General features: G+C 60.1%; 19 protein-coding genes, 2 tRNA genes and 3 rRNA genes. 12 read left to right on the plus strand and 12 right to left on the minus strand.

Going from position 1 to position 22,780, the window contains the following annotated elements; translation table 11 throughout:
• Window positions 1-160: 160 nt before the first annotated feature.
• From DV532_RS08735 to DV532_RS08745, 3 genes are all read left to right on the plus strand, one after another.
• Complete coding sequence (locus DV532_RS08735) at window positions 161-355, plus strand: hypothetical protein (RefSeq protein WP_056806801.1); 195 nt, start codon at window positions 161-163, stop codon at window positions 353-355.
• Window positions 356-758: 403 nt separating this feature from the next.
• The gene (locus tag DV532_RS08740) at window positions 759-1,229 is read left to right on the plus strand and encodes a hypothetical protein (RefSeq protein WP_003250101.1); all 471 of its coding nucleotides are present in this window, start codon (window positions 759-761) and stop codon (window positions 1,227-1,229) included.
• Window positions 1,226-1,438, plus strand: coding sequence for a hypothetical protein (locus tag DV532_RS08745; RefSeq protein ID WP_056806804.1), 213 nt, complete (start codon window positions 1,226-1,228; stop codon window positions 1,436-1,438). The genes DV532_RS08740 and DV532_RS08745 overlap by 4 nt, the downstream gene beginning before the upstream one ends.
• A gap of 15 nt (window positions 1,439-1,453) precedes the next feature.
• Here DV532_RS08745 and DV532_RS08750 read toward each other — a convergent pair whose 3' ends face one another.
• From DV532_RS08750 to DV532_RS08780, 7 genes are all read right to left on the minus strand, one after another.
• The gene (locus tag DV532_RS08750; RefSeq protein ID WP_056806807.1) at window positions 1,454-1,819 is read right to left on the minus strand and encodes a Na+/H+ antiporter subunit G; all 366 of its coding nucleotides are present in this window, start codon (window positions 1,817-1,819) and stop codon (window positions 1,454-1,456) included.
• Window positions 1,816-2,094 carry a K+/H+ antiporter subunit F gene (locus tag DV532_RS08755; protein ID WP_056806811.1) on the minus strand — a complete coding sequence of 93 codons (279 nt, stop codon included), beginning with the start codon at window positions 2,092-2,094 and terminating at the stop codon, window positions 1,816-1,818. Before DV532_RS08755 ends, DV532_RS08750 begins: the two co-directional genes overlap by 4 nt.
• Window positions 2,091-2,579 carry a Na+/H+ antiporter subunit E gene (locus tag DV532_RS08760; RefSeq protein ID WP_056806815.1) on the minus strand — a complete coding sequence of 163 codons (489 nt, stop codon included), beginning with the start codon at window positions 2,577-2,579 and terminating at the stop codon, window positions 2,091-2,093. Before DV532_RS08760 ends, DV532_RS08755 begins: the two co-directional genes overlap by 4 nt.
• Window positions 2,576-4,255, minus strand: a complete 1,680-nt coding sequence (locus DV532_RS08765; protein WP_056806818.1) for a monovalent cation/H+ antiporter subunit D — start codon at window positions 4,253-4,255, stop codon at window positions 2,576-2,578. The genes DV532_RS08760 and DV532_RS08765 overlap by 4 nt, the downstream gene beginning before the upstream one ends.
• Window positions 4,252-4,596: a Na+/H+ antiporter subunit C gene (locus DV532_RS08770; RefSeq protein ID WP_003250128.1), complete on the minus strand. Its 345-nt coding sequence runs from the start codon at window positions 4,594-4,596 to the stop codon at window positions 4,252-4,254. The genes DV532_RS08765 and DV532_RS08770 overlap by 4 nt, the downstream gene beginning before the upstream one ends.
• Window positions 4,596-7,511: a monovalent cation/H+ antiporter subunit A gene (locus DV532_RS08775; RefSeq protein ID WP_056806821.1), complete on the minus strand. Its 2,916-nt coding sequence runs from the start codon at window positions 7,509-7,511 to the stop codon at window positions 4,596-4,598. The genes DV532_RS08770 and DV532_RS08775 overlap by 1 nt, the downstream gene beginning before the upstream one ends.
• 150 nt (window positions 7,512-7,661) lie before the next feature.
• Window positions 7,662-8,612 (minus strand): DMT family transporter, encoded by a 951-nt coding sequence (locus DV532_RS08780; RefSeq protein ID WP_056806882.1) that lies wholly within the window; start codon window positions 8,610-8,612, stop codon window positions 7,662-7,664.
• 83 nt (window positions 8,613-8,695) lie between these two features.
• Between DV532_RS08780 and DV532_RS08785 the strand changes: the two genes are divergently transcribed.
• Window positions 8,696-9,259 carry a helix-turn-helix domain-containing protein gene (locus DV532_RS08785; protein WP_082477187.1) on the plus strand — a complete coding sequence of 188 codons (564 nt, stop codon included), beginning with the start codon at window positions 8,696-8,698 and terminating at the stop codon, window positions 9,257-9,259.
• A gap of 94 nt (window positions 9,260-9,353) precedes the next feature.
• Here DV532_RS08785 and DV532_RS08790 read toward each other — a convergent pair whose 3' ends face one another.
• Entirely contained in the window at window positions 9,354-9,902 is a 549-nt protein-coding gene (locus tag DV532_RS08790; protein ID WP_056806828.1) for a cysteine hydrolase family protein, read from the minus strand.
• A gap of 82 nt (window positions 9,903-9,984) precedes the next feature.
• Here DV532_RS08790 and DV532_RS08795 point away from each other — a divergent pair, with 82 nt between their 5' ends.
• Both DV532_RS08795 and DV532_RS08800 read left to right on the plus strand, forming a co-directional pair.
• Window positions 9,985-10,968: a GlxA family transcriptional regulator gene (locus tag DV532_RS08795; protein WP_056806831.1), complete on the plus strand. Its 984-nt coding sequence runs from the start codon at window positions 9,985-9,987 to the stop codon at window positions 10,966-10,968.
• A 99-nt stretch (window positions 10,969-11,067) separates the two neighbouring features.
• A complete protein-coding gene (locus DV532_RS08800; protein WP_056806834.1) occupies window positions 11,068-11,448 on the plus strand; it encodes an antibiotic biosynthesis monooxygenase in 381 nt (126 codons plus the stop codon).
• On the opposite strand, the gene DV532_RS08805 is transcribed toward DV532_RS08800, so the two are convergent.
• On the minus strand, window positions 11,427-12,197 hold the full coding sequence (locus tag DV532_RS08805) for a S9 family peptidase (protein WP_056806836.1): 771 nt from the start codon (window positions 12,195-12,197) through the stop codon (window positions 11,427-11,429). The genes DV532_RS08800 and DV532_RS08805 overlap by 22 nt on opposite strands.
• Entirely contained in the window at window positions 12,181-13,299 is a 1,119-nt protein-coding gene (locus DV532_RS08810) for a DUF3182 family protein (RefSeq protein WP_056806839.1), read from the minus strand. Before DV532_RS08810 ends, DV532_RS08805 begins: the two co-directional genes overlap by 17 nt.
• A gap of 215 nt (window positions 13,300-13,514) precedes the next feature.
• Between DV532_RS08810 and DV532_RS08815 the strand changes: the two genes are divergently transcribed.
• Complete coding sequence (locus DV532_RS08815) at window positions 13,515-15,323, plus strand: aminopeptidase P family protein (protein ID WP_056806842.1); 1,809 nt, start codon at window positions 13,515-13,517, stop codon at window positions 15,321-15,323.
• A gap of 41 nt (window positions 15,324-15,364) precedes the next feature.
• Here the strand turns inward: DV532_RS08815 and DV532_RS08820 are convergent, their stop codons facing one another.
• Window positions 15,365-15,646, minus strand: coding sequence for a hypothetical protein (locus DV532_RS08820; protein WP_056806845.1), 282 nt, complete (start codon window positions 15,644-15,646; stop codon window positions 15,365-15,367).
• Between the two features lie 189 nt (window positions 15,647-15,835).
• On the minus strand, window positions 15,836-16,723 hold the full coding sequence (gene rhtA, locus DV532_RS08825) for a threonine/homoserine exporter RhtA (RefSeq protein ID WP_056806848.1): 888 nt from the start codon (window positions 16,721-16,723) through the stop codon (window positions 15,836-15,838).
• 647 nt (window positions 16,724-17,370) lie between these two features.
• On the opposite strand from rhtA, the gene DV532_RS08830 reads away from it, so the two are divergent.
• The 5 genes from DV532_RS08830 to rrf all read left to right on the plus strand — a co-directional run bounded on the left by DV532_RS08830 (window position 17,371) and on the right by rrf (window position 22,628).
• A 16S ribosomal RNA gene (locus DV532_RS08830) occupies window positions 17,371-18,907 on the plus strand.
• A gap of 88 nt (window positions 18,908-18,995) precedes the next feature.
• Window positions 18,996-19,072 (plus strand) — tRNA-Ile (locus tag DV532_RS08835).
• A gap of 95 nt (window positions 19,073-19,167) precedes the next feature.
• Window positions 19,168-19,243 (plus strand) — tRNA-Ala (locus tag DV532_RS08840).
• A 238-nt stretch (window positions 19,244-19,481) separates the two neighbouring features.
• Window positions 19,482-22,374 (plus strand): 23S ribosomal RNA (locus tag DV532_RS08845).
• A gap of 138 nt (window positions 22,375-22,512) precedes the next feature.
• Window positions 22,513-22,628, plus strand: a 5S ribosomal RNA gene (gene rrf / locus DV532_RS08850).
• Together the 16S, 23S and 5S rRNA genes with 2 tRNA genes alongside form the textbook arrangement of a ribosomal RNA operon.
• The last annotated feature ends 152 nt before the right edge of the window (window positions 22,629-22,780 follow it).

Raw genomic sequence — 22,780 nt, forward strand, 5'->3', positions numbered from 1 at the left:
GCCCCACGGAGCGATCCCTGGGGCTTTTGGCGTTTCTTGTTGGCAGAGGTTTTGTTGCCCAGTGCGTAACACTGCTGTACAGCGATGCGCTGTTTCCGCGTGACGAGCAGGCGTATCATGGCTTTATCGTTAGGGTGCTAATCAAATTCCGGAGGGTATGATGAGTAGCCAGGTCGATGTAGCCGTGATGATTGGCTCGGGCGTGCCGAGCACGCTGCGGGCGTTGGGCAAACGCATCTGCTGGGTAGTGCTGGTCAATGGCGAGCGCCGTGGTACAGCATTCGCCACGCGTGAAGAGGCGCTGGAGTGTCAGGCTGCCTGGTTGCAGCAGTTGAAGAAAGGTCTGGCTGCCTGAGCGAATGCACAGCCCCGGCGACCAAACAGGTTGTTGTAGGCTGGCGCAGTGCAAGAAATGCACTTTGCCTCTCGACGGATTTCGGTGTTTTGTTGCATATTCTTCTACTAGTAATGTGCTGATGGTTGCAGGGCCCGTTCAGACGTGCGCTCTGGCAATGCCTATCGCTTCTTTTCTGGCAGGTGGGTTGTCAGCCATTACGCTTCCCGAATCGGGAATATGCCGAAAGCCTGTTTAAGGCCAGATCTGGCAGGCCAGAGTAAACAATCCTGCACGCTGCATCGCCAGCGGACACAGACATGTCGCATATCGCTTTATTACTCTTTTCGCCCATCGACAAGAAATTGCCGTGCCTCACCGAGCTTGGATGAGGGCGGGTTGTAACCGGTTGAGGATTACTTCATTGGCAGTCAGCACTCTTGATACCCATGCGTTGTTCGCCTTGGGCGATTTGCGCGGTAAATTGGCCCAGCTGTTCCAGGGCCGCTTTATCTATGTCACCGAACAGAGTCCCGAAGGCCTGTACATGGCCGAAATCGACACCGAAAGCGCCTTGGTGGTCGATGACAAACAGCGCCTGGAACTGAAAGTTGGCGACCACTTTCGCGCCGCCGTATTGCCCAGCCGCGAAGGTGGCAAACTGGAAATGCGCTTTCGCGAAATCAAGCTTAACGTGTATGGCGTAGGCGATTACGCCTTCGTATCGGTGCCCGAAGGCGAGGGCATCGTGTTCCGTGAGGGCCACGGCGTGATGCTGGTGTTCGCCGCGCAGCAACAAGTGCAAGAAGGCCTGGGTAAGTTGCTGAAGGCAGTGACCGGCAAAGTTGCCAAATGGCGCAAGGGTGAACTGACCACCTTCAAGGCCAGTGAATGAGCGACAGTAACGCCGCACCTGCCACGCGTGCCGCGTTTCATCGGCAGCACCAGGCAGGTGCCGTGGCCGAGGCCGAGCGCTTGCTGGCCAGGCGCGCAGCCCTGCAAGGCGCCTGGTTGAACTGGGTGGCAGGCGAACTGTACCGCCTTGGCCCGGCGCCGTATGTCGCCATGGTTCGACGGGAGTTGCAACGCCTCAGCCAAGGGTGAGGCGGTAACCTTCAATCAATGACCGCGATCACGGCCGCTGCTGACTTCTTCAGGTACCGGCTCGTTCGACATGCGCTTGCGGAACAGCGCCGCCCGGGCCAGTAACAGCGTGGTCACCGGCACGGTAATCGACAGCAGGATCGGAATCAACCAGGCGTGCAGCACTGGCGCTTCCTTGAGCCAGGAAAAGTACAGGATCGAGGCCAGCGCGACGCACCAGGTGCCAATGGTCGAGGCCAGTGCCGGCGGGTGCATGCGCTGGAAGTAGTCCTTCAGGCGCAACAGGCCCAAGGCACCGATCAGCGCGAACAGGCTGCCGGTCAGCAGTAGCATGGCAGTGAGCACCTCCAGCCAGAGGGGCAGTACAAGGGTTTCAGTCATTCGATCACCTCACCGCGCAGCAGGAACTTGGCCAGGGCAAACGAGCCGACGAAGCCGAACAGCGCAATCAACAGGGCACCTTCGAAATAGGTGTCGCTGGCATAACGAATCCCCAGCACCAACATGGTCAGCATGGCCAGGATGTACAGGTAGTCCAGCGCCAGCACCCGGTCCTGGGCGGACGGGCCGCGGAACAGCCGGATCAGCGCCAGGGCCATGGCCAGGGCGAAGATGAACAGGCTGGTGAGGACAGCATGGGCGAGCAGGCCTGTCATTGGAAAATCTCCATCAGCGGGCGTTCGTAGGTGTCCTTGAAGTGCTGGATGAAAGCGGCCTTATCGTCCAGGTCGAACACATGCAGCAGCAATACGCTGCGGTCCAGCGCCAGTTCGGACCAGACCGTGCCGGGCACCACCGTGGTAATCATCGACAGCGCCGCCAGGCCATGCGGGTCGCGTAGCGAAAGTGGGATGTGCACGAATGCCGAGCGTGGTGGTTGCTTGCCGGCCCGCAACACGCCACGGGCCACCAGCAGGTTGGACATGATCACGTCGATGCCGACCCGGCCGATCAGCCGGGCGATGGCCAGCGGCCGCCGCACGTGGGCATGTTGCGGGCGCAGGGGGGCCATCAGCAGCGGCGTCAGCACACCCAGCGCAGCACCCAGCAACAGGTTGCCGGGGCTGACCGAGAGGTTTAGCAACAGCCACAGCGCAAACAGCGAAACCGATAACAGCGGGGCGGGGAACAGTCGGCTCATGGCTGCACCTGTACGTCGAGCGAGGTCGGGCCAGGAATTGGCCGGGCGGCCATCACGGCGTCGATGTAGGTATCCGGAGCCTGTAGGCTGGCAGCGGTATCCTGGGTGTAGCGCAGCAACGGTTCGGCCTTGAGGCTAAGGATGATGCACAGGCCAAGCAGGATGACGATGGGCAGGCACTCGTAGCGGCGCAACACCGGCGACGGGCGTTCTTCGGGCTTCCAAAAGCGCTGGATACCAACGCGGCCAAAAGCGATCAGCGCAGCCATGCCGGACAAGATCAGCAAGGCTACCAGGCCCCAGCCTGCTGCGCCCAGTGGGTGCTCGGGCGGCGTACCCAGCCCCTGCGGATTGAACAGCGCACTGATCAGGTTGAGCTTGCCGACAAAACCCGACAGCGGTGGCATGCCGATGATCAGCAGGGCGCAGGCGATAAAACTGAGGCCGAGGAAGGCCATGGTCCACGGAATGATCTGGCCGATCACCACCTTTTGCTCGTCGTCCAGGTTGATGCCCTTGGGCGGGTGCAGCGATTCCAGCGGCGGCGGCATGGCATCTTCTTCATCGTCCAGCGGCGCTTCGTTGGCTGAGCGCGAACGTTCGACCAGTTCGGCGAGCAGGAACAGCGCGCACAGCGCCAGCGTGGAGTTGACCAGGTAAAACAACGCCGCGCCGGTCAGCGCCGGCTGGGCAAAACCGACAGCGCCGAGCAGGGTGCCGGCCGACACCAGGATACTAAGGGCCGCCATGCGCTCAAGGCGTTGTGCGGCCAGGATCGACACCGCCGCCACCGCCAGAGTAACCAGGCCACCGTACACCAGCCATTGCCCACCGAAGTGTGCCGAGGCCCCGGCCTGCCCGGAGAACAATAGCGTCCACAGGCGTAGCACGGCGTACAGGCCGACTTTGGTCATGATGGCGAACAGCGCCGCCACCGGCGCGCTGGCCGAGGCATAGGCCGGCACCAACCAGAAGTTCAGCGGCCAGATGCCGGCCTTGACTAGGAAGGCCATGGCCAGGATGGCTGCACCAGCATGCAACAGGCCGCGGTCGGCCTCCGGCACCAGCGGAATCTTCAGGGCCAGGTCGGCCATGTTCAGGGTGCCGGTTACGCCATACAGCATTGCCGCGCCGATCAGAAACAGCGATGAGGCAAACAAGTTGATGGCGATGTAATGCAGGCCGGCGCGCACCCGGGCTCGCCCCGAACCGTGCAGCAGCAAGCCATAGGAGGCAGCCAGCAGCACCTCGAAGAACACGAACAGGTTGAACAGGTCGGCGGTGAGGAAGGCGCCGTACAGCCCCATTAACTGGATCTGGAACAAAGCATGGAAGCTGGCCCCGGCACTGTCCCAGCGGGCGCGGGCAAACAACAGGGCGCTGAAGCCGATGATGCCAGTGAGGGTCAGCAGTAGCGCGGACAGGTGGTCGACCACCAACACGATGCCGAACGGTGCCGGCCAGTTACCCGGCAGGTAGACACCGATCGATTCCGCCTGGCCCTGGGTGCGTACCCATAGCAGCAAGCTGACCGCGATGCTAAGGCCGGCGAAGGTCGACAGCAGGTTCAGCCGGGCTTTGATCTGCCGGTGTTTCTCGCCCAGCAGCAACATCACGGCCGCTGTCAGCAGCGGCAGCAGGATGGGCGCGATGATCAGTTGACTCATGCCACTCATTCGTCACGCTCCCGGCCATCCACGTGGTCGGTACCGGTCAGCCCTCGCGAGGCCAGCAACACCACCAGGAACAGCGCGGTCATGGCGAAGCTGATGACGATGGCAGTAAGCACCAGGGCCTGCGGCAGCGGGTCGGTGTAGTGCAGCAGGTCCTGGGTAACACCGTCCTTGATGATGGGCTCCTTGCCGATGAACAGGCTGCCCATGCTGAAGATGAACAGGTTGACCCCGTACGACAGCAAGCACAGGCCCATGATGACCTGGTAGGTCCGCGGGCGCAGGATAAGCCACACCCCTGAGGCGGCCAATACGCCGATGGCGACTGCAATCACTTCTTCCATCAGGCGGCTCCTGCTTGACTGGTTTTCGACGGGTTGCCCGGGCGGTAGGCGCGCACCGACTGGTGCGCCAGGGCCGTGAGGATCAGCAGGGTCGCGCCGACCACCACGGTGTACACGCCGACATCGAAGAACAGCGCGCTGGCCACGTGCACATCACCGAGCAACGGCACGTGCAGGTGGGCGGTATGGGTGGTGAGGAACGGGTAGCCGAACAGCATCGCGCCGACCCCGGTCAGGGTTGCGCACAGCAAGCCGGTACCCATCCAACGCAGCGGCCGCAGGCTCATCTGCGCCTCTACCCACTGGGTGCCCGCTACCATGTACTGCAGAATGAACGCCACCGACATCACCAGGCCGGCGACGAAGCCGCCACCTGGCTGGTTGTGACCACGCATGAACAGGTACATCGACACCAGTAGGGCGATCGGCAGCAGCAGGCGCACCAGCACCGCAGGCACCATCATGAAGCCCAGGGCAGTATCGGTGGCATGGCGCGGGTTGATCAGGTCGGTGACCACATCGGGCGCCAGCTGGCGCTGCTGCGCCGGCAATTGCATGCTCTCCTTCGGTGGGCGGAAGCGCCGCAGCAGGGCGAACACGGTCAGTGCCACGGCCACCAGCACGGTGATTTCACCCAGGGTATCGAAGCCACGGAAGTCCACCAGCATGACATTGACCACGTTGGTGCCGCCGCCTTGGGGCAGGGCCCGGCTCAAGTAAAACGAGGAAATGTCGTTGGGCGTCGGCCGGGTCAGCATGGCATACGACAGCACGGCCATACCGCCACCCACCAGCACTGCCAGCAGCAGGTCCCGCAGGCGGCGCATGCGTGCACGCTCCAGGCTGCCTGGCAGTGGCGACACGCCTTCGATCCGCCGCGGCAGCCAGCGCAGGCCAAGCAGGATCAGCACAGTGGTGACCACTTCCACTACCAGCTGGGTCAGGGCCAGGTCGGGCGCGGAGAACCAGACGAAGGTGATGCAGGTCATCAGGCCACAGACACTGACCATGATCAGCGCTGCCAAACGGTGGTACTTGGCCTGGTAGGCGGCACCGATGGCGCAGGCGATGGCGATCAACCACAGCGCGACGAACACCCCCGAGCCCGGAATTTTCGGCCGATCGCCCCAGCTAAGGCCGCTGTAGAGCATGGGCGTGAGGCCGGCGAGGAAGGCAGCCACCACCAGCATGAACAGCTGCGACTGCAGGCGGCGCGTGGTGAGCAGGCGTTCGATGCGCCGCGCCAGCAGCATTAATTGCACCTGGCCGTGTTCGAACAGGCGCTTGCCGTTGAAACGCTCGATTAAGGGCGGGTAGGGGAAGCGGCCCAGGCGCAGCTGCTTGCGCAGCAACAGGTACAGCACGATACCGCCGCTCATGGCCACCAAGCTCATGATCAACGGTGCGTTCCAGCCATGCCAGATGGCCAGGCTGTATTCCGGCAGGGTGCCGCCCACCACTGGCAGGGCGGCGGCGGCCAGCAGCGGGCCCACCGACTGGGCGGGGAAGATGCCCACCACCAGGCAGGTAAGCACCAGCAGTTCGACCGGTGCACGCATCCAGCGTGGCGGTTCGTGCGGGGTATGGGGCAGGTCTTGGGCCGTTGGCCCGAAGAACACATCGACGGTAAAGCGCAGGGCATAGGCCACGCTGAAGGTACCCGCCAGGGTGGCGATCACCGGCAGGGTAGCTTCGACCCAGGCGGTGGAACTGATGAACACCGTTTCGGCGAAGAACATTTCTTTGGACAGGAAGCCGTTCATCAACGGTACGCCCGCCATCGAGGCACTGGCCACCATGGCCAGGGTGGCGGTATACGGCACCAGGCGGATCAGGCCGCTGAGGCGGCGGATGTCACGGGTGCCGCTTTCGTGGTCGATGATACCGGCGGCCATGAACAGCGAGGCCTTGAAGGTGGCGTGGTTGAGAATGTGGAACACAGCAGCCACCGCGGCCAGCGGGCTGTTCAAGCCCAGCAGCAGGGTTATCAGGCCCAGGTGGCTGATGGTCGAATAGGCCAACAGGCCCTTGAGGTCGTTCTGGAACATGGCGGCGAAGGCGCCGAGCAGTAGGCTGAGCGCGCCGGCACCCCCGACGATCCAGAACCACTCCTCGCTACCCGATAGCACCGGCCACAGGCGCGCCAGCAGGAACACCCCGGCCTTGACCATGGTAGCCGAGTGCAGATAAGCCGATACCGGGGTGGGTGCTGCCATGGCGTGGGGCAGCCAGAACTGGAAGGGGAACTGGGCGCTCTTGCTCAGGGCGCCGATGAGGATCAGGGGCAGCAGCACCGGGTACAGCGCATGCTGGCGGATGGTGTCGCCGGCAGCCAGGACCTTGTCCAGGTCGTAGCTGCCGACCACATGGCCGAGGAGCAGGGCACCTACCAACAGGCACAAGCCGCCTGCACCCGTGACCATCAGTGCCATGTAAGCACCGCGCCGGGCGTCGGCACGGTGGTGCCAATAGCCGATCAGCAGGAAGGAGAACAGGCTGGTGAGTTCCCAGAAAAACACCAGCTGGATCAGGTTGCCGGAGATTACCAGGCCGAGCATGGCGCCCATGAAAGCGAGGAAGAAGGCGAAGAAGCGCGGTACCGGGTCTTGTGGCGACATGTAGTAGCGGGCATACAGCGACACCAGCGCGCCGATGCCCAGCACCAGCAGCGAGAACAGCCAGGCGAAGCCGTCCATGCGCAGTACCAGGTTCAAACCCAGGCTGGGCAGCCAGAGGAATTCTTCGCGAATCACGCCACCGTGGGCGACCTGAGGGTACAGCAGTGCTACCTGGACGGTGCCGACCAGGGCCACGAGCCCGGCGAGAATGGACTCGGCGTTACGTGCGTTGTGCGGCAGCACAGCTGCCAGGCAACTGCCCACGAACGGCAGAAGCAATAGCACTATCAATGACATAGCGGCCTATTCTGGAGAAGTTTGCAAAGAATCATACGTGCCGAGGTGATGATCACCAACACGCAAGCTGTCGCAGAATCCTACAAACAGGCTGTGACAAGCTGTTTTTTTATAACAGTTTTTTACAAAGCATAGCCGCTGTTGACCTTTTCATAGCCCGGCCTGGCGTTCGCCGTCTGCCTGCACGTCGCGTGCTTCGATAGCTTGGCGGGGGCGGCGCACCTTGAGTTCGCTGACCACCACCGCGATCACGATCAGCAGGCCGCCGAGCAGCGCCACGCCCGGCAGGCGCTCACCGGCAAGGCGCCCGACGATCCCAGCCCATACCGGTTCGCCGGCATAAATGAGGGTGGCACGGGTGGGCGAAACCGACTTCTGTGCCCAGTTCATCGCTACTTGGATCACCGCACTCATGGCGCCCAAGCCCACGGCACTGGCCAGCAGCAGCCAGGAGAAGTCGGGGATGCGCTCCTGGGTTGGCACGATCATCAGAAACGCCAGCAGCGAAGCGGTCGCCAGTTGCACCACGGTGACTCGGCGCACATCGACCTGGCCGGCATAGCGGCTGATCAGGATGATTTCGCCCGCGATGGCCACGGCGCTGACCAGGGTCACCAGTTCACCCTCGCTGAAGTGCAGGCTGCCGCCCTCTGGCCCAGCCAGCAGCATCAGGCCGGCGAACGCCAGGCAGATACCGATGCTGGGCATCAGACCGGGCCGCCGGCCCAGTACCAGCCACTGCAGTAGCGGCACGAACGGCACGTACAGCGCGGTGATGAATGCCGATTGGCTGCTGCTGATGGTTTGCAGGCCCATGGTCTGCAGGCCGTAGCCGAGCATGATCGACACGCCGATGAGCACGCCGGCCTTGAGTTCGGTGAAGGTCAGCCCGGGCAGTGCCCGCGCTGAAACCATGCCAACGAACAGGGCGGCTGCAGCGAAGCGCAAGCCGACGAAGAACATCGGGCCGCTGACGCTCATCACGTTGTGCACCAGCAGGAAGGTGCCGCCCCATAGCATGGTGATGAACACCAGCACCAACTCGGCCTTGCTCAGGCGAAAGGTAACGGTGGGGGTCGGCTTGCTGCTGGGTTGGCTCATGGTCTTGCGCACTCGCAGGGGGCGGCGCACAATCGCCGCAAAGTGGGCAGTATACTGCGCAATATCGACCAGTGAGCAATATAGTGCACAAAGATTCTTCGCACCGGGCATCGGTGCTGCAACATGTCAGCCTCAATGTTCGCAGCCTGCGCAATGGCGCCGGTATGAGCCAGGCGGCATTGGCCGAGCGCTCCGGGGTCAGCCGGCGCATGCTGGTGGCGATCGAGGCGGGCGAAAAAAATGTCAGCCTGACCACCCTCGACCTGATTGCCGAAGCCTTGGGTGTGGCGTTCAGCACGTTGATCCAGGCGCCCGACCAGCGTGACCCCGGCCGCATCGAAGAGCTGGCCTGGGCCGGCGAGCACCCGCAGAGCAGGGCGGTGCTGCTGGGCAGTAGCGTGGCGCGGCGCGAGGTGGAGCTGTGGGAATGGACCCTGGCGCCGGGCGAGTGCTATTCCAGCGAGGCCGATGCCGAGGGTTGGAGCGAGCAGATTTATGTGGCTGAAGGGCAATTGACGCTAATTATCGAAGGGGTGGAGCATCGGCTGCAGGCGGGGCAGTTCCAGGTGTTCCCCAGCAACTGCCAGTATGCCTATCGCAACGATGGGGCGGTGGCGGTGCGCTTTGTGCGCAATGTGGTGATTTGACGCTGCAGGCTGCTACAGAAGCTACCCGAGCCTTTGTGGGGGCAGCCTCACGTTGCGAAAAGGGGCGCAAAGCGCCCCCAACTATCAAGACCTATCAACGATCCAGCAACTCATCGGTCTTGACCACCTTGGCATAGGCAAATGCCAACGCTGCCATAGCCGAATCATGCACCTGCGCTGCTGGCACTTGCTTGCCGTTGAATTCCAGTGGCAGCGTGGCACAGGCATCGTGCGCCACGGTCACGTCATAACCCAGGTCAGCCGCAGCACGGGTGGCGGCGTCGATGCACATGTGGCTCATGCTGCCGACGATGGTCAGCGCTTCGACGCCGTGCCGGTCCAGCGTGTGCTCAAGGTCAGTACCCAGGAAGGCGTTGACCTTGTGCTTGAGCACCACCGGCTCGCCCGCCAGCGGCTCGACCTTGGCGTGGATGGCCGCGCCCTGCGAGCCAGGCGCGAAAAACGGTGCATCGGCACTGTCGAATTCATGCCGCACATGTACCACCAAGTCGCCTCGCTGGCGCGCCGCGGCCAAAAGACGGGCAGCATTGTCGGCTGCCAGGTCGGCGCCCTCTAGGGTCCATTTGCCGCCGGGGAAGTAGTCGTTCTGGATATCGATGATGATCAGCGCCTGCTTGTTCATGTTGCCTCCTGTGGCAGTAGTCGTTGGCTGACGTTAGTTATAGGCTGTGTGCACCGACCTGAGGATTGGCGTGACCGACACAATGAGGGCAAAAACTGACAACCCCGCCAGCCTGGATATCGGCCTGCTGCTGTACCCCGGTGCGCAGCGTGCCGCCGTGCATGGGCTGGCCGACCTGTTTCTGGTGGCCAACCGGGTTGCTGGCGAACTGGGCGCTGTCGAGTTGCCGCGGGTGCGCATCAGCTTCTGGCAGGCCGATGACGCCGGGCAGTTGCAGCTTGCCCCTGAGAGCCCAACCGCCGCCGCGTCTGACCTGCGGGTGCTGATCATTCCGCCAAGCCTGGAGTCGGCACCGCAAGGCGAGCTGCTGGAACGCCACCGCGCTTCGCTGTGCCGGTTGCACGGGCGTGGCACAGTGATGGCTTCGGTGTGTATCGGGGTGTTCTTCATCGCTGCCAGCGGCCTGCTGGACGGGCGCCCGGCTTGCACCCACTGGAACTACGTGCATTCGCTTGCCCAGCGTTTTCCCAAGGTGCGGGTCGAGGCCCAGCAGCCATTGCTGGACGACGGTGACATCGTCACATCGGCCGGCTTGATGGCCTGGACCGACCTGGGCTTGCGCTTGTTGGAGCGCTTTATGGGCGCGACGGTGGCGCGCGAAACTGCCCGCTACCTGGCGGTCGACCCGGTTGCAGCAGCGCTGCCCGGTGCTGTATTCAACCCGCGTTTGGAGCATGGCGATGAGGCGGTGCTGAAAGTGCAGCACTGGTTGCAGGGCAACGGCGGGCAGGACGCTGACCTGGCCAGCATGGCCGCCTGCGCAGGGCTGGAGGAACGCACCTTCCTGCGCCGTTTTCGTGCCGCGACGGGGTTACGGCCGACCGAATACTGCCAGCAAGTGCGGGTAGGGCGGGCCTGCCGCTTGCTGGAGTTCACCCGGCGCAATGTCGAGCAAATCGCCTGGGGCGTCGGTTACCAGGACCCGGGCGCGTTTCGCAAAGTGTTCCAGCGCATCACCGGCCTGACCCCGAGTGATTATCGGCGACGCTTCGCGGTATCCGGTTAGTGCCCTTCCAGTGGCGGAGAAACCGCTTGACCTTGATATAACTTGAGGTTTTACCCTGTTCGGTATCGCGTTGTACGCGTCCGTCGCCAGGAGCTCTTCATGACAGCAACACCCCATGCCCTGTGGTTCACCCAGATGATCGAATATGAAGTGCCAAGCATATGCCAGCAGGCATTGGCCCAAGCGCTGGTGGCGCGCAGCGAAGAGCTGGCCACGCGCTGCGAAGGGCTGCAGAGCGTCAGCATCCAGGCCAGTGACGACGGCAGCCGGGTGTTGCAGTACCTGCAATGGCAGTCCCGCCAGGCATGGGCGGCGGCGGCAGTTTATTTCGTCGAGGAGCCGTTCCTTGACCTGCTCGGCCAGCATCAGGCGCGTGGTGTCAACTTCGCTGCCTACCAGACCCTGCGTAGCTTGGTGCGCGGTGCCGATGGCGGCCTGCATTGCCAGGTAGGCGAGCCTCAGGCATACCACGGCGCGTAGTGCGGGTAGCGGTCCAGGCGGGCACCGATGACCATTTCGCTGACCCATGATGTCAGAATCGAGCTGTAGGCCTTCTGGCTCGCTTCGCTGGACAACGCGTGGTCGGCACCGTCGACGATGCGGTGGGTGAGCGAATGGGCGCTGACGAATGCCGAGCGATAGCTCATCAACGTGCTGTGCGGCACGTAGGCATCCTGCTCGGACTCCACCAGCAACACATCCCCGGTAAATTCGGCACAGGCGGCCAGTGCGCGGTTGTCCGCCGGGCCGAGCGGGCGCTGGCGGTAGGCGCTAAGCCGTTGCCGGTCGAGGGTTTGCTTGGGGCTATTCCATTCCTCGTCCCAGTACATGGCAGGTACCCGCAAGGCCAGCCATTTGACAGGCCGCTCGCGGGTCAACAAGGTGGCGAGGTAGCCGCCATAGCTGCTGCCGATGATGGCAATGGCACTGGCGTCGACGGCTGGGTGGCCGACCAGGCGGTCGTAGGCTACTAGCAGGTCCATCAGGTTTTGTTCGCGCGTGACCGTGAGCCGCTGGCTTTCGGTTTTTTCGTGGCCGCGCAGGTCGAAGGTCATGCAGACGCAGCCTAGCCCGGTAATATGCCGAGCCCGGGCCAAGTCGCGTTGCTGGCTGCCGCCCCAGCCATGGACGAAGAGGATGCCCGGCATTTTGCTACCCGGGCTGACCAAGGTGCCGACGATGCTGTCATTCTCGACTTGCAGCTCAACGGTTTCACTCTGAATGGCCATGTTCGCGAATCCGCGCAAATTTGCTGAGTTGTCCGAGTTCACTGTCGTTTCCTTGGTAGAAGAGGGTGGCGTCAGTGGGCAGGTCGGGGGTGCCGAACACCTCATGGGTGGAGGCCCGCACCCGTTGCAGTGCCGGGTCGTCGGCAAACGCCTGCAAGGCCAGCAGCTCGGCACTGCTGGCACCGCCCAGGCGCCAGGATTGTTCTAGTACGCCGCTGCGCACGTGGCCTTTGGGGGTGAGGCCGCGGGCAATGTCGTAGTTGCGCCGCGAAGCGATGAAGCCTGGGAAGTGCTGTTCGGCGGCCTGCTCGTAGGCCATCGCCTGGTTGATAGCCAGGCGCAGGTGGTCATCCAGCGGTAGTTGCAGCAGCGTTTGGTAGCCGCCACGCACCACGACCAGGTCGGAGCCACCGTATACTTCGGTGCCCTGATGGTCGTGGGTCAATTGCTGGGTGCCGTGATAACTGCAGGTCAAGCCCGCGACGCGCACCTGGCCGACGCTGAAGGTTTGCACGTCACTCAGGTCTTCCTCGAGCACCAGCCCCCACACTGCCAAATCCTGATCATCCATGCCGGCTAGCAGTGGCTCCAGGGCATCTGCCGTGGTGATGACCTGTTGCCCGCGGCCGGCACAAGCCAGCACAGGCTTGACCCGCAACGGGCCGTCCAGCAGCAGTAGCTGGGCGGCGGTGCGCGCATCGGCTTTGCTGAACACGGTGTAGCCGCGCAGCAGGGCGTCGCTGGCTTGCCGGGCGAAGTCATCGGTCCAGCCGGTAGGGAAGCTGGCCCCGGCCGGCAACGGGTGCGAGATCGCCTTGGTGGCCATGTAGGGGTGTGCGACCAGGCCGCCGAACAGGTCGTGCTCGGCGCAAATGCCCATGGCTGCATGGCGCTTGGGCTCGACCAGGGTTTCGGTTGGCAGGTAGTAGTAGCCATCGGCAGCAGTGGGTGGCTGCTTGGGCTGCACCGCTCGGCAACCCAGTAGGCGGGCCAGGCCTTCGGCAAGCTTGAGGTGCACGGCATGCTCGTGGTCAGGGGTGTGGGCGCGGGTGTCGAGCAGCACCACGCCGCTTCGAGGGGCGCAGGCATTGGGCATGGTCATCCGCCTGTGTGCAATGAATGTACTGCGTGTGAAGCCGGTGGCGTTGGGAAGTTCAGCGCCACTTGATCGGCGGTCCTGGTTGTGCTGTAGGAAACGTCTGGGTTGTGCAGGGCGGGCTGGGCAATGCATGCCGTGTGTTGGTCGTCATGATTGCAGGGCTTGGGCGGCTGTTCCATTATCGTCACACTGGATCAACCGTAGCCGCAGGAGAGCGCATGAACGTTCACACCACCCTTGAGCAAAGCGTGCCGCAGCGCCTGGCGCGCGTGCGCCAGGCCATGGCCGCAGCGGGCATCGATGCTTTGCTGGTACCCTCGGCCGACCCCCACCTTTCCGAGTACCTGCCGGGTTACTGGCAGGGGCGCCAGTGGCTGTCGGGTTTCCACGGCTCGGTCGGCACGCTGGTGGTCACGCCTGGGTTTGCCGGGTTGTGGGTCGATAGCCGCTATTGGGAACAAGCAGAGCACGAGCTGGCAGGCAGTGGTATCGAGTTGATGAAGCTACTGCCGGGCAAGCCTGGCGCGCTGGAATGGCTGGGCGATCACATCGAGCCCAACGGCAGCGTGGCGGTGGATGGTGCGGTGATGGCCCTGGCTTCGGCACGCCAGCTGGGCGAGCGGCTGAAGTCGCGCGGTGCGCGGCTAGTGACCGACAAGGACTTGCTGGCGCAGGTTTGGGAAGGGCGACCCACGCTGCCGAGCAACCCGGTGTACCAGCACTTGCCGCCGCATGCCACGGTGAACCGGGCTGAAAAACTTGCACAGTTGCGCCAGAGCGTGCAGGCAAAGGGGGCCGATTGGCATTTCATCGCCACCCTGGATGACATTGCCTGGCTGTTCAACCTGCGTGGTAGCGATGTGTCCTACAACCCGGTGTTCGTGGCCTTTGCCCTGATCAGCCAGCAGCAGGCCATCCTGTTCATTGGCCAGGACAAGGTCGATGATCACCTCCGTCAGGTGCTGGCGCTCGACGGTATCGAGGTGCGCGAGTACGCCGAAGCCGGCAAGGCCCTTGGCGCCATACCGGCCGGCAGCCGCTTGCTGGTCGACCCAGCCCGGGTAACCTGCGGGTTGCTGGGCAATTTGCCTGCCGGGGTTGAACGGGTGGAGGGGCTCAACCCCACCACGTTAAGCAAGGCGTGCAAAGGTGACGACGACCTGGTGCACATCCGTCAGGTGATGGAGCAGGACGGCGCGGCCTTGTGCGAGTTCTTCGCCTGGCTCGAGGCCAGCCTCGGCCGGGAGCCGATTACCGAACTGACGGTCGACGAGCAGCTGAGCGCTGCACGTGCCCGCCGTCCAGGCTTCGTGTCGTTGAGTTTCGCGACCATTGCCGCCTTCAATGGCAATGGCGCAATGCCGCATTACCGCGCCACCGAGCAGTCGCATGCGGTCATCGAAGGCGATGGGTTGCTGCTGATCGATTCGGGTGGGCAGTACCTAGGCGGCACTACCGACATCACGCGCATGGTGCCGGTGGGCAACCCCAGCCTTGAACAAAAGCAGGATTGCACGCGTGTGCTTAAAGGCATGATTGCCCTGTCGCGCACTACTTTCCCGCGTGGTGTGCTGTCGCCGTTGCTTGACGCCATTGCCCGGGCGCCGATCTGGGCTGACCAGGTGGATTACGGCCACGGCACTGGGCATGGGGTGGGCTACTTCATGAACGTGCACGAAGGGCCGCAAGTGATTGCCTACCAGGCAGCGCCCACGCCGCAGACCGCGATGCAGGTGGGGATGATCAGCTCGATCGAGCCGGGTACGTACCGCCCAGGGCAGTGGGGCGTGCGCATCGAAAACCTGGTGGTCAATCGCGAGGCCGGCAAGAGCGCTTTCGGTGATTTCCTGAACTTCGAGACGTTGACGCTGTGCCCGATCGACACCCGTTGCCTGGTGCCCGAACTACTGGCCAGGGAAGAGCTGGACTGGTTGAACGGTTATCACGCCAAGGTGCGCGAGCGCCTGACGCCCTTGCTCAAGGGCGAAGCCCTGGCCTGGTTGGAGGCGCGTACCGCACCGCTGTAGGGCAAATGATGAAAAGGGCAGCTTATGGGCTGCCCTTTGTTCTACTTGCAGATGACAATCATGCTGCGGCTGGTGTAGCCCGCAGGGTTGATGCCGAACAGGTAGTCGCCTGCTTCTTCATCAGTATCGCCTGAGCGTGCGATGACTCGGTAGCCACGTGTGCTGCAAGCGCTGGCGGCCTTGCTATAGCAGCTGTCCCAGGAGGAAGAAAGGCCGGAGCAATTGATATGCAGGCCCTTCTTGCCTTTTTTGACCTCAGTTTTGGCCGTAGCGGCACATCCAGCAATAGCCAAGATGGCCAGGATGAGAAAAATACGTTTCATTCCTGTCCTTAAATGCAGGGCGGATCAGCTGTCTGGCCCCGTCGTTATCGCTTCGGTTCTTCCTGAAATACCCCAAGCGTCCGTGTTCTGTGCAGTAGATAGCGTAAACATGATCATTTTGTGACAGCTTAATCAGCCAGGCGGGCCGCTACAATCACTAATCCCGTCTGAAATCAAATAAGTCTCATGTCAGTCCGCTGCGACGGCCGGGCTGGGCTCCTTGCGCATTGACAGGGTGGTACCGACTGATGCGGTTATGATCGCCAAAATTGCCAGCCATTGGGTAAGCGTCAGCACCTCGCCGAGAAACAGCAGGCCAGACAGTGCGCCGAACGCCGGTTCGATGCTCATGAGGGTGCCGAAAGTACGCGCCGGGATACGCGTGAGCGCAACCATTTCCAGGCTGTAGGGCAAGGCGGTGGACAGCACCGCGACGCCTATAGCCATGGGGATCAGGGCGGGCGCGAGCAGTGCGCTGCCCGCATGGGCAATACCAATGGGCGCCACGAACAGGGCGGCGACCACCACACCGAGGGCTGCGCTCTGGATGCCGTGCTCGGCCCCGGCCCGTTGCCCGAACAGGATGTACAGAGCCCAGCACACGCCAGCGCCCAGGGCATAGGCGGCGCCCTGCGGGTCGAGCGCTTGCCCACCATGGCCCGCAGGCAGCAACAGCAGCAAACCCGCGATAGCCAAGGCAATCCACAGGAAGTCGACGGGCCGGCGCGATGAGAAGATCGCCACGGCCAGTGGGCCAGTGAACTCCAGTGCCACGGCGATGCCGATCGGTACCGTTTGCAGCGCCATATAGAAGAGGAAGTTCATGCCGCCCAGCGCCATGCCATAAATGATGACATTGCGCAGGGTGTTGGCGGTCATGCGCACACGCCACGGGCGCAGTATCAGCAGCATGATGATGCTGGCGAAGATCAGTCGCAGGGTGGTCGTGCCCTGAGCGCCGATGACAGGGAACATGCTTTTGGCGAGTGAGGCACCAGATTGAATCGATGCCATGGCGATCAGCAGCAGGCCGATCGGAAAGAGGGTAGCGGCCAGGCTGCGGGGCTGGGTGTTCATTTCTATGCGGCAATCCTTGGGGCGGGGTTGGGGTGAGCACTATAGTGCGCATTGCGAGGGTGGGCGGCAAGGTGCACGGCTTGGGTTTTGTATTACCAGGGAAATCCGGCGCTGCCCGTGCCACGCTCAAGCGCATAGCCGCTAAATCAATTACTTGAAAATAAAGGTTGACGGGCTTTCGAATCCCCTTATAATGCGCCCCACTTCCAGCGACAACGGAACGACAAACTCCTTGAGATTCAACGAGTTAAGTAGTTCAGAAGAAGCTGAAAGGGCTACGATCGAATGATCGAAAGCGGTTGAGATGATGGTTGACAGCGTTGCTAAACGCTGTATGATTCGCCTCCCGCTACGAGAGATCGCAGCGAGCCAAGTGTTTGAAGCTAAACGAGTTTCTCGCGAAAAACTTCAAAATAAACGCTTGACAGGCTCTGAGGAAAGCGTAGAATGCGCGCCTCGGTTGAGACGAAAAGCTCTTAACCAAACGCTCTTTAACAAATTGAATCAAGCAATTCGTGTGGGTGCTTGTGAGTACGGACTGATAGTCAAAAAGATTATCAGCATCACAAGTGACCATGCGAGAAATCAAATAGTCATTTGAGATTGCTGAGCCAAGTTTAGGGTTTCTTAAAAACCCAAGCAGTATTGAACTGAAGAGTTTGATCATGGCTCAGATTGAACGCTGGCGGCAGGCCTAACACATGCAAGTCGAGCGGATGAGAAGAGCTTGCTCTTCGATTCAGCGGCGGACGGGTGAGTAATGCCTAGGAATCTGCCTGGTAGTGGGGGACAACGTTTCGAAAGGAACGCTAATACCGCATACGTCCTACGGGAGAAAGCAGGGGACCTTCGGGCCTTGCGCTATCAGATGAGCCTAGGTCGGATTAGCTAGTTGGTGGGGTAATGGCTCACCAAGGCGACGATCCGTAACTGGTCTGAGAGGATGATCAGTCACACTGGAACTGAGACACGGTCCAGACTCCTACGGGAGGCAGCAGTGGGGAATATTGGACAATGGGCGAAAGCCTGATCCAGCCATGCCGCGTGTGTGAAGAAGGTCTTCGGATTGTAAAGCACTTTAAGTTGGGAGGAAGGGCAGTAAGCTAATACCTTGCTGTTTTGACGTTACCGACAGAATAAGCACCGGCTAACTCTGTGCCAGCAGCCGCGGTAATACAGAGGGTGCAAGCGTTAATCGGAATTACTGGGCGTAAAGCGCGCGTAGGTGGTTTGTTAAGTTGGATGTGAAAGCCCCGGGCTCAACCTGGGAACTGCATCCAAAACTGGCAAGCTAGAGTACGGTAGAGGGTGGTGGAATTTCCTGTGTAGCGGTGAAATGCGTAGATATAGGAAGGAACACCAGTGGCGAAGGCGACCACCTGGACTGATACTGACACTGAGGTGCGAAAGCGTGGGGAGCAAACAGGATTAGATACCCTGGTAGTCCACGCCGTAAACGATGTCAACTAGCCGTTGGAATCCTTGAGATTTTAGTGGCGCAGCTAACGCATTAAGTTGACCGCCTGGGGAGTACGGCCGCAAGGTTAAAACTCAAATGAATTGACGGGGGCCCGCACAAGCGGTGGAGCATGTGGTTTAATTCGAAGCAACGCGAAGAACCTTACCAGGCCTTGACATGCAGAGAACTTTCCAGAGATGGATTGGTGCCTTCGGGAACTCTGACACAGGTGCTGCATGGCTGTCGTCAGCTCGTGTCGTGAGATGTTGGGTTAAGTCCCGTAACGAGCGCAACCCTTGTCCTTAGTTACCAGCACGTAATGGTGGGCACTCTAAGGAGACTGCCGGTGACAAACCGGAGGAAGGTGGGGATGACGTCAAGTCATCATGGCCCTTACGGCCTGGGCTACACACGTGCTACAATGGTCGGTACAGAGGGTTGCCAAGCCGCGAGGTGGAGCTAATCTCACAAAACCGATCGTAGTCCGGATCGCAGTCTGCAACTCGACTGCGTGAAGTCGGAATCGCTAGTAATCGCGAATCAGAATGTCGCGGTGAATACGTTCCCGGGCCTTGTACACACCGCCCGTCACACCATGGGAGTGGGTTGCACCAGAAGTAGCTAGTCTAACCTTCGGGAGGACGGTTACCACGGTGTGATTCATGACTGGGGTGAAGTCGTAACAAGGTAGCCGTAGGGGAACCTGCGGCTGGATCACCTCCTTAATCGACGACATCAGCCTGCTGATGAGCACCCACACGAATTGCTTGATTCAAGAAGTTGAAGACGATCAAGACCCAAAGTTTTACCCTTAGGTCTGTAGCTCAGTTGGTTAGAGCGCACCCCTGATAAGGGTGAGGTCGGCAGTTCAAATCTGCCCAGACCTACCAATTTTGGTTGGAATGTGAGCACCCCATGCCTCTGAATAAAGAGTGGTGAGGACGGCTCTTCTGCAGTTCAAATCTGCCCAGACCTACCAATATGCGGGGCCATAGCTCAGCTGGGAGAGCGCCTGCCTTGCACGCAGGAGGTCAGCGGTTCGATCCCGCTTGGCTCCACCACTTACGCTGTACTGCTTGATCAAACTCAGAAATGAGCATTCGCTTCGAATGTTGATTTCTGGCTTTTGTCAGATCGTTCTTTAAAAATTCGGATATGTGATAGAAATAGACTGAACACCAGTTTCACTGCTGGTGGATCAGGCTAAGGTAAAATTTGTGAGTTCTGCTCGAAAGAGCGACGTGCGAATTTTCGGCGAATGTCGTCTTCACAGTATAACCAGATTGCTTGGGGTTATATGGTCAAGTGAAGAAGCGCATACGGTGGATGCCTTGGCAGTCAGAGGCGATGAAAGACGTGGTAGCCTGCGATAAGCTTTGGGGAGTCGGCAAACAGACTGTGATCCAGAGATCTCTGAATGGGGGAACCCACTCAGCATAAGCTGAGTATCTTGTACTGAATACATAGGTGCAAGAGGCGAACCAGGGGAACTGAAACATCTAAGTACCCTGAGGAAAAGAAATCAACCGAGATTCCCTTAGTAGTGGCGAGCGAACGGGGACCAGCCCTTAAGTTGGTTTGAGATTAGTGGAACGCTCTGGAAAGTGCGGCCATAGTGGGTGATAGCCCCGTACACGAAAATCTCTTATCAATGAAATCGAGTAGGACGGAGCACGAGAAACTTTGTCTGAATATGGGGGGACCATCCTCCAAGGCTAAATACTACTGACTGACCGATAGTGAACTAGTACCGTGAGGGAAAGGCGAAAAGAACCCCGGAGAGGGGAGTGAAATAGATCCTGAAACCGTATGCGTACAAGCAGTGGGAGCCTACTTTGTTAGGTGACTGCGTACCTTTTGTATAATGGGTCAGCGACTTATATTCAGTGGCGAGCTTAACCGAATAGGGGAGGCGTAGCGAAAGCGAGTCTTAATAGGGCGTTTAGTCGCTGGGTATAGACCCGAAACCGGGCGATCTATCCATGGGCAGGTTGAAGGTTAGGTAACACTGACTGGAGGACCGAACCGACTACCGTTGAAAAGTTAGCGGATGACCTGTGGATCGGAGTGAAAGGCTAATCAAGCTCGGAGATAGCTGGTTCTCCTCGAAAGCTATTTAGGTAGCGCCTCATGTATCACTGTAGGGGGTAGAGCACTGTTTCGGCTAGGGGGTCATCCCGACTTACCAAACCGATGCAAACTCCGAATACCTACAAGTGCCGAGCATGGGAGACACACGGCGGGTGCTAACGTCCGTCGTGAAAAGGGAAACAACCCAGACCGTCAGCTAAGGTCCCAAAGTCATGGTTAAGTGGGAAACGATGTGGGAAGGCTTAGACAGCTAGGAGGTTGGCTTAGAAGCAGCCACCCTTTAAAGAAAGCGTAATAGCTCACTAGTCGAGTCGGCCTGCGCGGAAGATGTAACGGGGCTCAAACCATGCACCGAAGCTACGGGTATCATCTTATGATGATGCGGTAGAGGAGCGTTCTGTAAGCCTGTGAAGGTGAGTTGAGAAGCTTGCTGGAGGTATCAGAAGTGCGAATGCTGACATGAGTAACGACAATGCGAGTGAAAAACTCGCACGCCGAAAGACCAAGGTTTCCTGCGCAACGTTAATCGACGCAGGGTTAGTCGGTCCCTAAGGCGAGGCTGAAAAGCGTAGTCGATGGAAAACAGGTTAATATTCCTGTACTTCCAGTTATTGCGATGGAGGGACGGAGAAGGTTAGGCCAGCCTGGCGTTGGTTGTCCAGGTTTAAGGTGGTAGGCTGGAATCTTAGGCAAATCCGGGATTCTAAGGCCGAGAGCTGATGACGAGTTGCCTTTAGGCGACGAAGTGGTTGATACCATGCTTCCAAGAAAAGCTCCTAAGCTTCAGATAACTGGGAACCGTACCCCAAACCGACACAGGTGGTTAGGTAGAGAATACCAAGGCGCTTGAGAGAACTCGGGTGAAGGAACTAGGCAAAATGGCACCGTAACTTCGGGAGAAGGTGCGCCGGCGAGGGTCAAGGACTTGCTCCGTAAGCCCATGCCGGTCGAAGATACCAGGCCGCTGCGACTGTTTATTAAAAACACAGCACTCTGCAAACACGAAAGTGGACGTATAGGGTGTGACGCCTGCCCGGTGCCGGAAGGTTAATTGATGGGGTTAGCGCAAGCGAAGCTCTTGATCGAAGCCCCGGTAAACGGCGGCCGTAACTATAACGGTCCTAAGGTAGCGAAATTCCTTGTCGGGTAAGTTCCGACCTGCACGAATGGCGTAACGATGGCGGCGCTGTCTCCACCCGAGACTCAGTGAAATTGAAATCGCTGTGAAGATGCAGTGTATCCGCGGCTAGACGGAAAGACCCCGTGAACCTTTACTATAGCTTTGCACTGGACTTTGAATTTGCTTGTGTAGGATAGGTGGGAGGCTTTGAAGTGGGGACGCCAGTTCTCATGGAGCCATCCTTGAAATACCACCCTGGCAACTTTGAGGTTCTAACTCAGGTCCGTTATCCGGATCGAGGACAGTGTATGGTGGGTAGTTTGACTGGGGCGGTCTCCTCCCAAAGAGTAACGGAGGAGTACGAAGGTGCGCTCAGACCGGTCGGAAATCGGTCGTAGAGTATAAAGGCAAAAGCGCGCTTGACTGCGAGACAAACACGTCGAGCAGGTACGAAAGTAGGTCTTAGTGATCCGGTGGTTCTGTATGGAAGGGCCATCGCTCAACGGATAAAAGGTACTCCGGGGATAACAGGCTGATACCGCCCAAGAGTTCATATCGACGGCGGTGTTTGGCACCTCGATGTCGGCTCATCACATCCTGGGGCTGAAGCCGGTCCCAAGGGTATGGCTGTTCGCCATTTAAAGTGGTACGCGAGCTGGGTTTAGAACGTCGTGAGACAGTTCGGTCCCTATCTGCCGTGGACGTTTGAGATTTGAGAGGGGCTGCTCCTAGTACGAGAGGACCGGAGTGGACGAACCTCTGGTGTTCCGGTTGTCACGCCAGTGGCATTGCCGGGTAGCTATGTTCGGAAGAGATAACCGCTGAAAGCATCTAAGCGGGAAACTTGCCTCAAGATGAGATCTCACTGGGATCTTGAATCCCCTAAAGGGCCGTCGAAGACTACGACGTTGATAGGTTGGGTGTGTAAGCGCTGTGAGGCGTTGAGCTAACCAATACTAATTGCCCGTGAGGCTTGACCATATAACACCCAAGCAATTTGCGCACGAAGCCAAATTGTGGTGGTGAAGATGATACGAACCGAAAGTTCGCAACGAACCACAAATATCACATATCCGAATTCGCTGGGCTGTCCATCTGGACATTCTGGCTACAGAATTTCTTGACGACCATAGAGCATTGGAACCACCTGATCCCATCCCGAACTCAGTAGTGAAACGATGCATCGCCGATGGTAGTGTGGGGTTTCCCCATGTGAGAGTAGGTCATCGTCAAGATTCATTTCGCAAAACCCCTATCTGCGCATGCAGGTAGGGGTTTTGTCTTTGGGGCGCAAAAATCCCAGCGGTCCCCCATGCCCAGCCTTGCATGCCCTCCCGTAGGGGCGGGCTTGCCCGCGAACACCGGCAAAACCAGTGCCACCGACCGT

Source organism: Pseudomonas sp. Leaf58 (genome assembly GCF_003627215.1).
In the GTDB taxonomy this organism is placed as follows: Bacteria; Pseudomonadota; Gammaproteobacteria; order Pseudomonadales; family Pseudomonadaceae; genus Aquipseudomonas.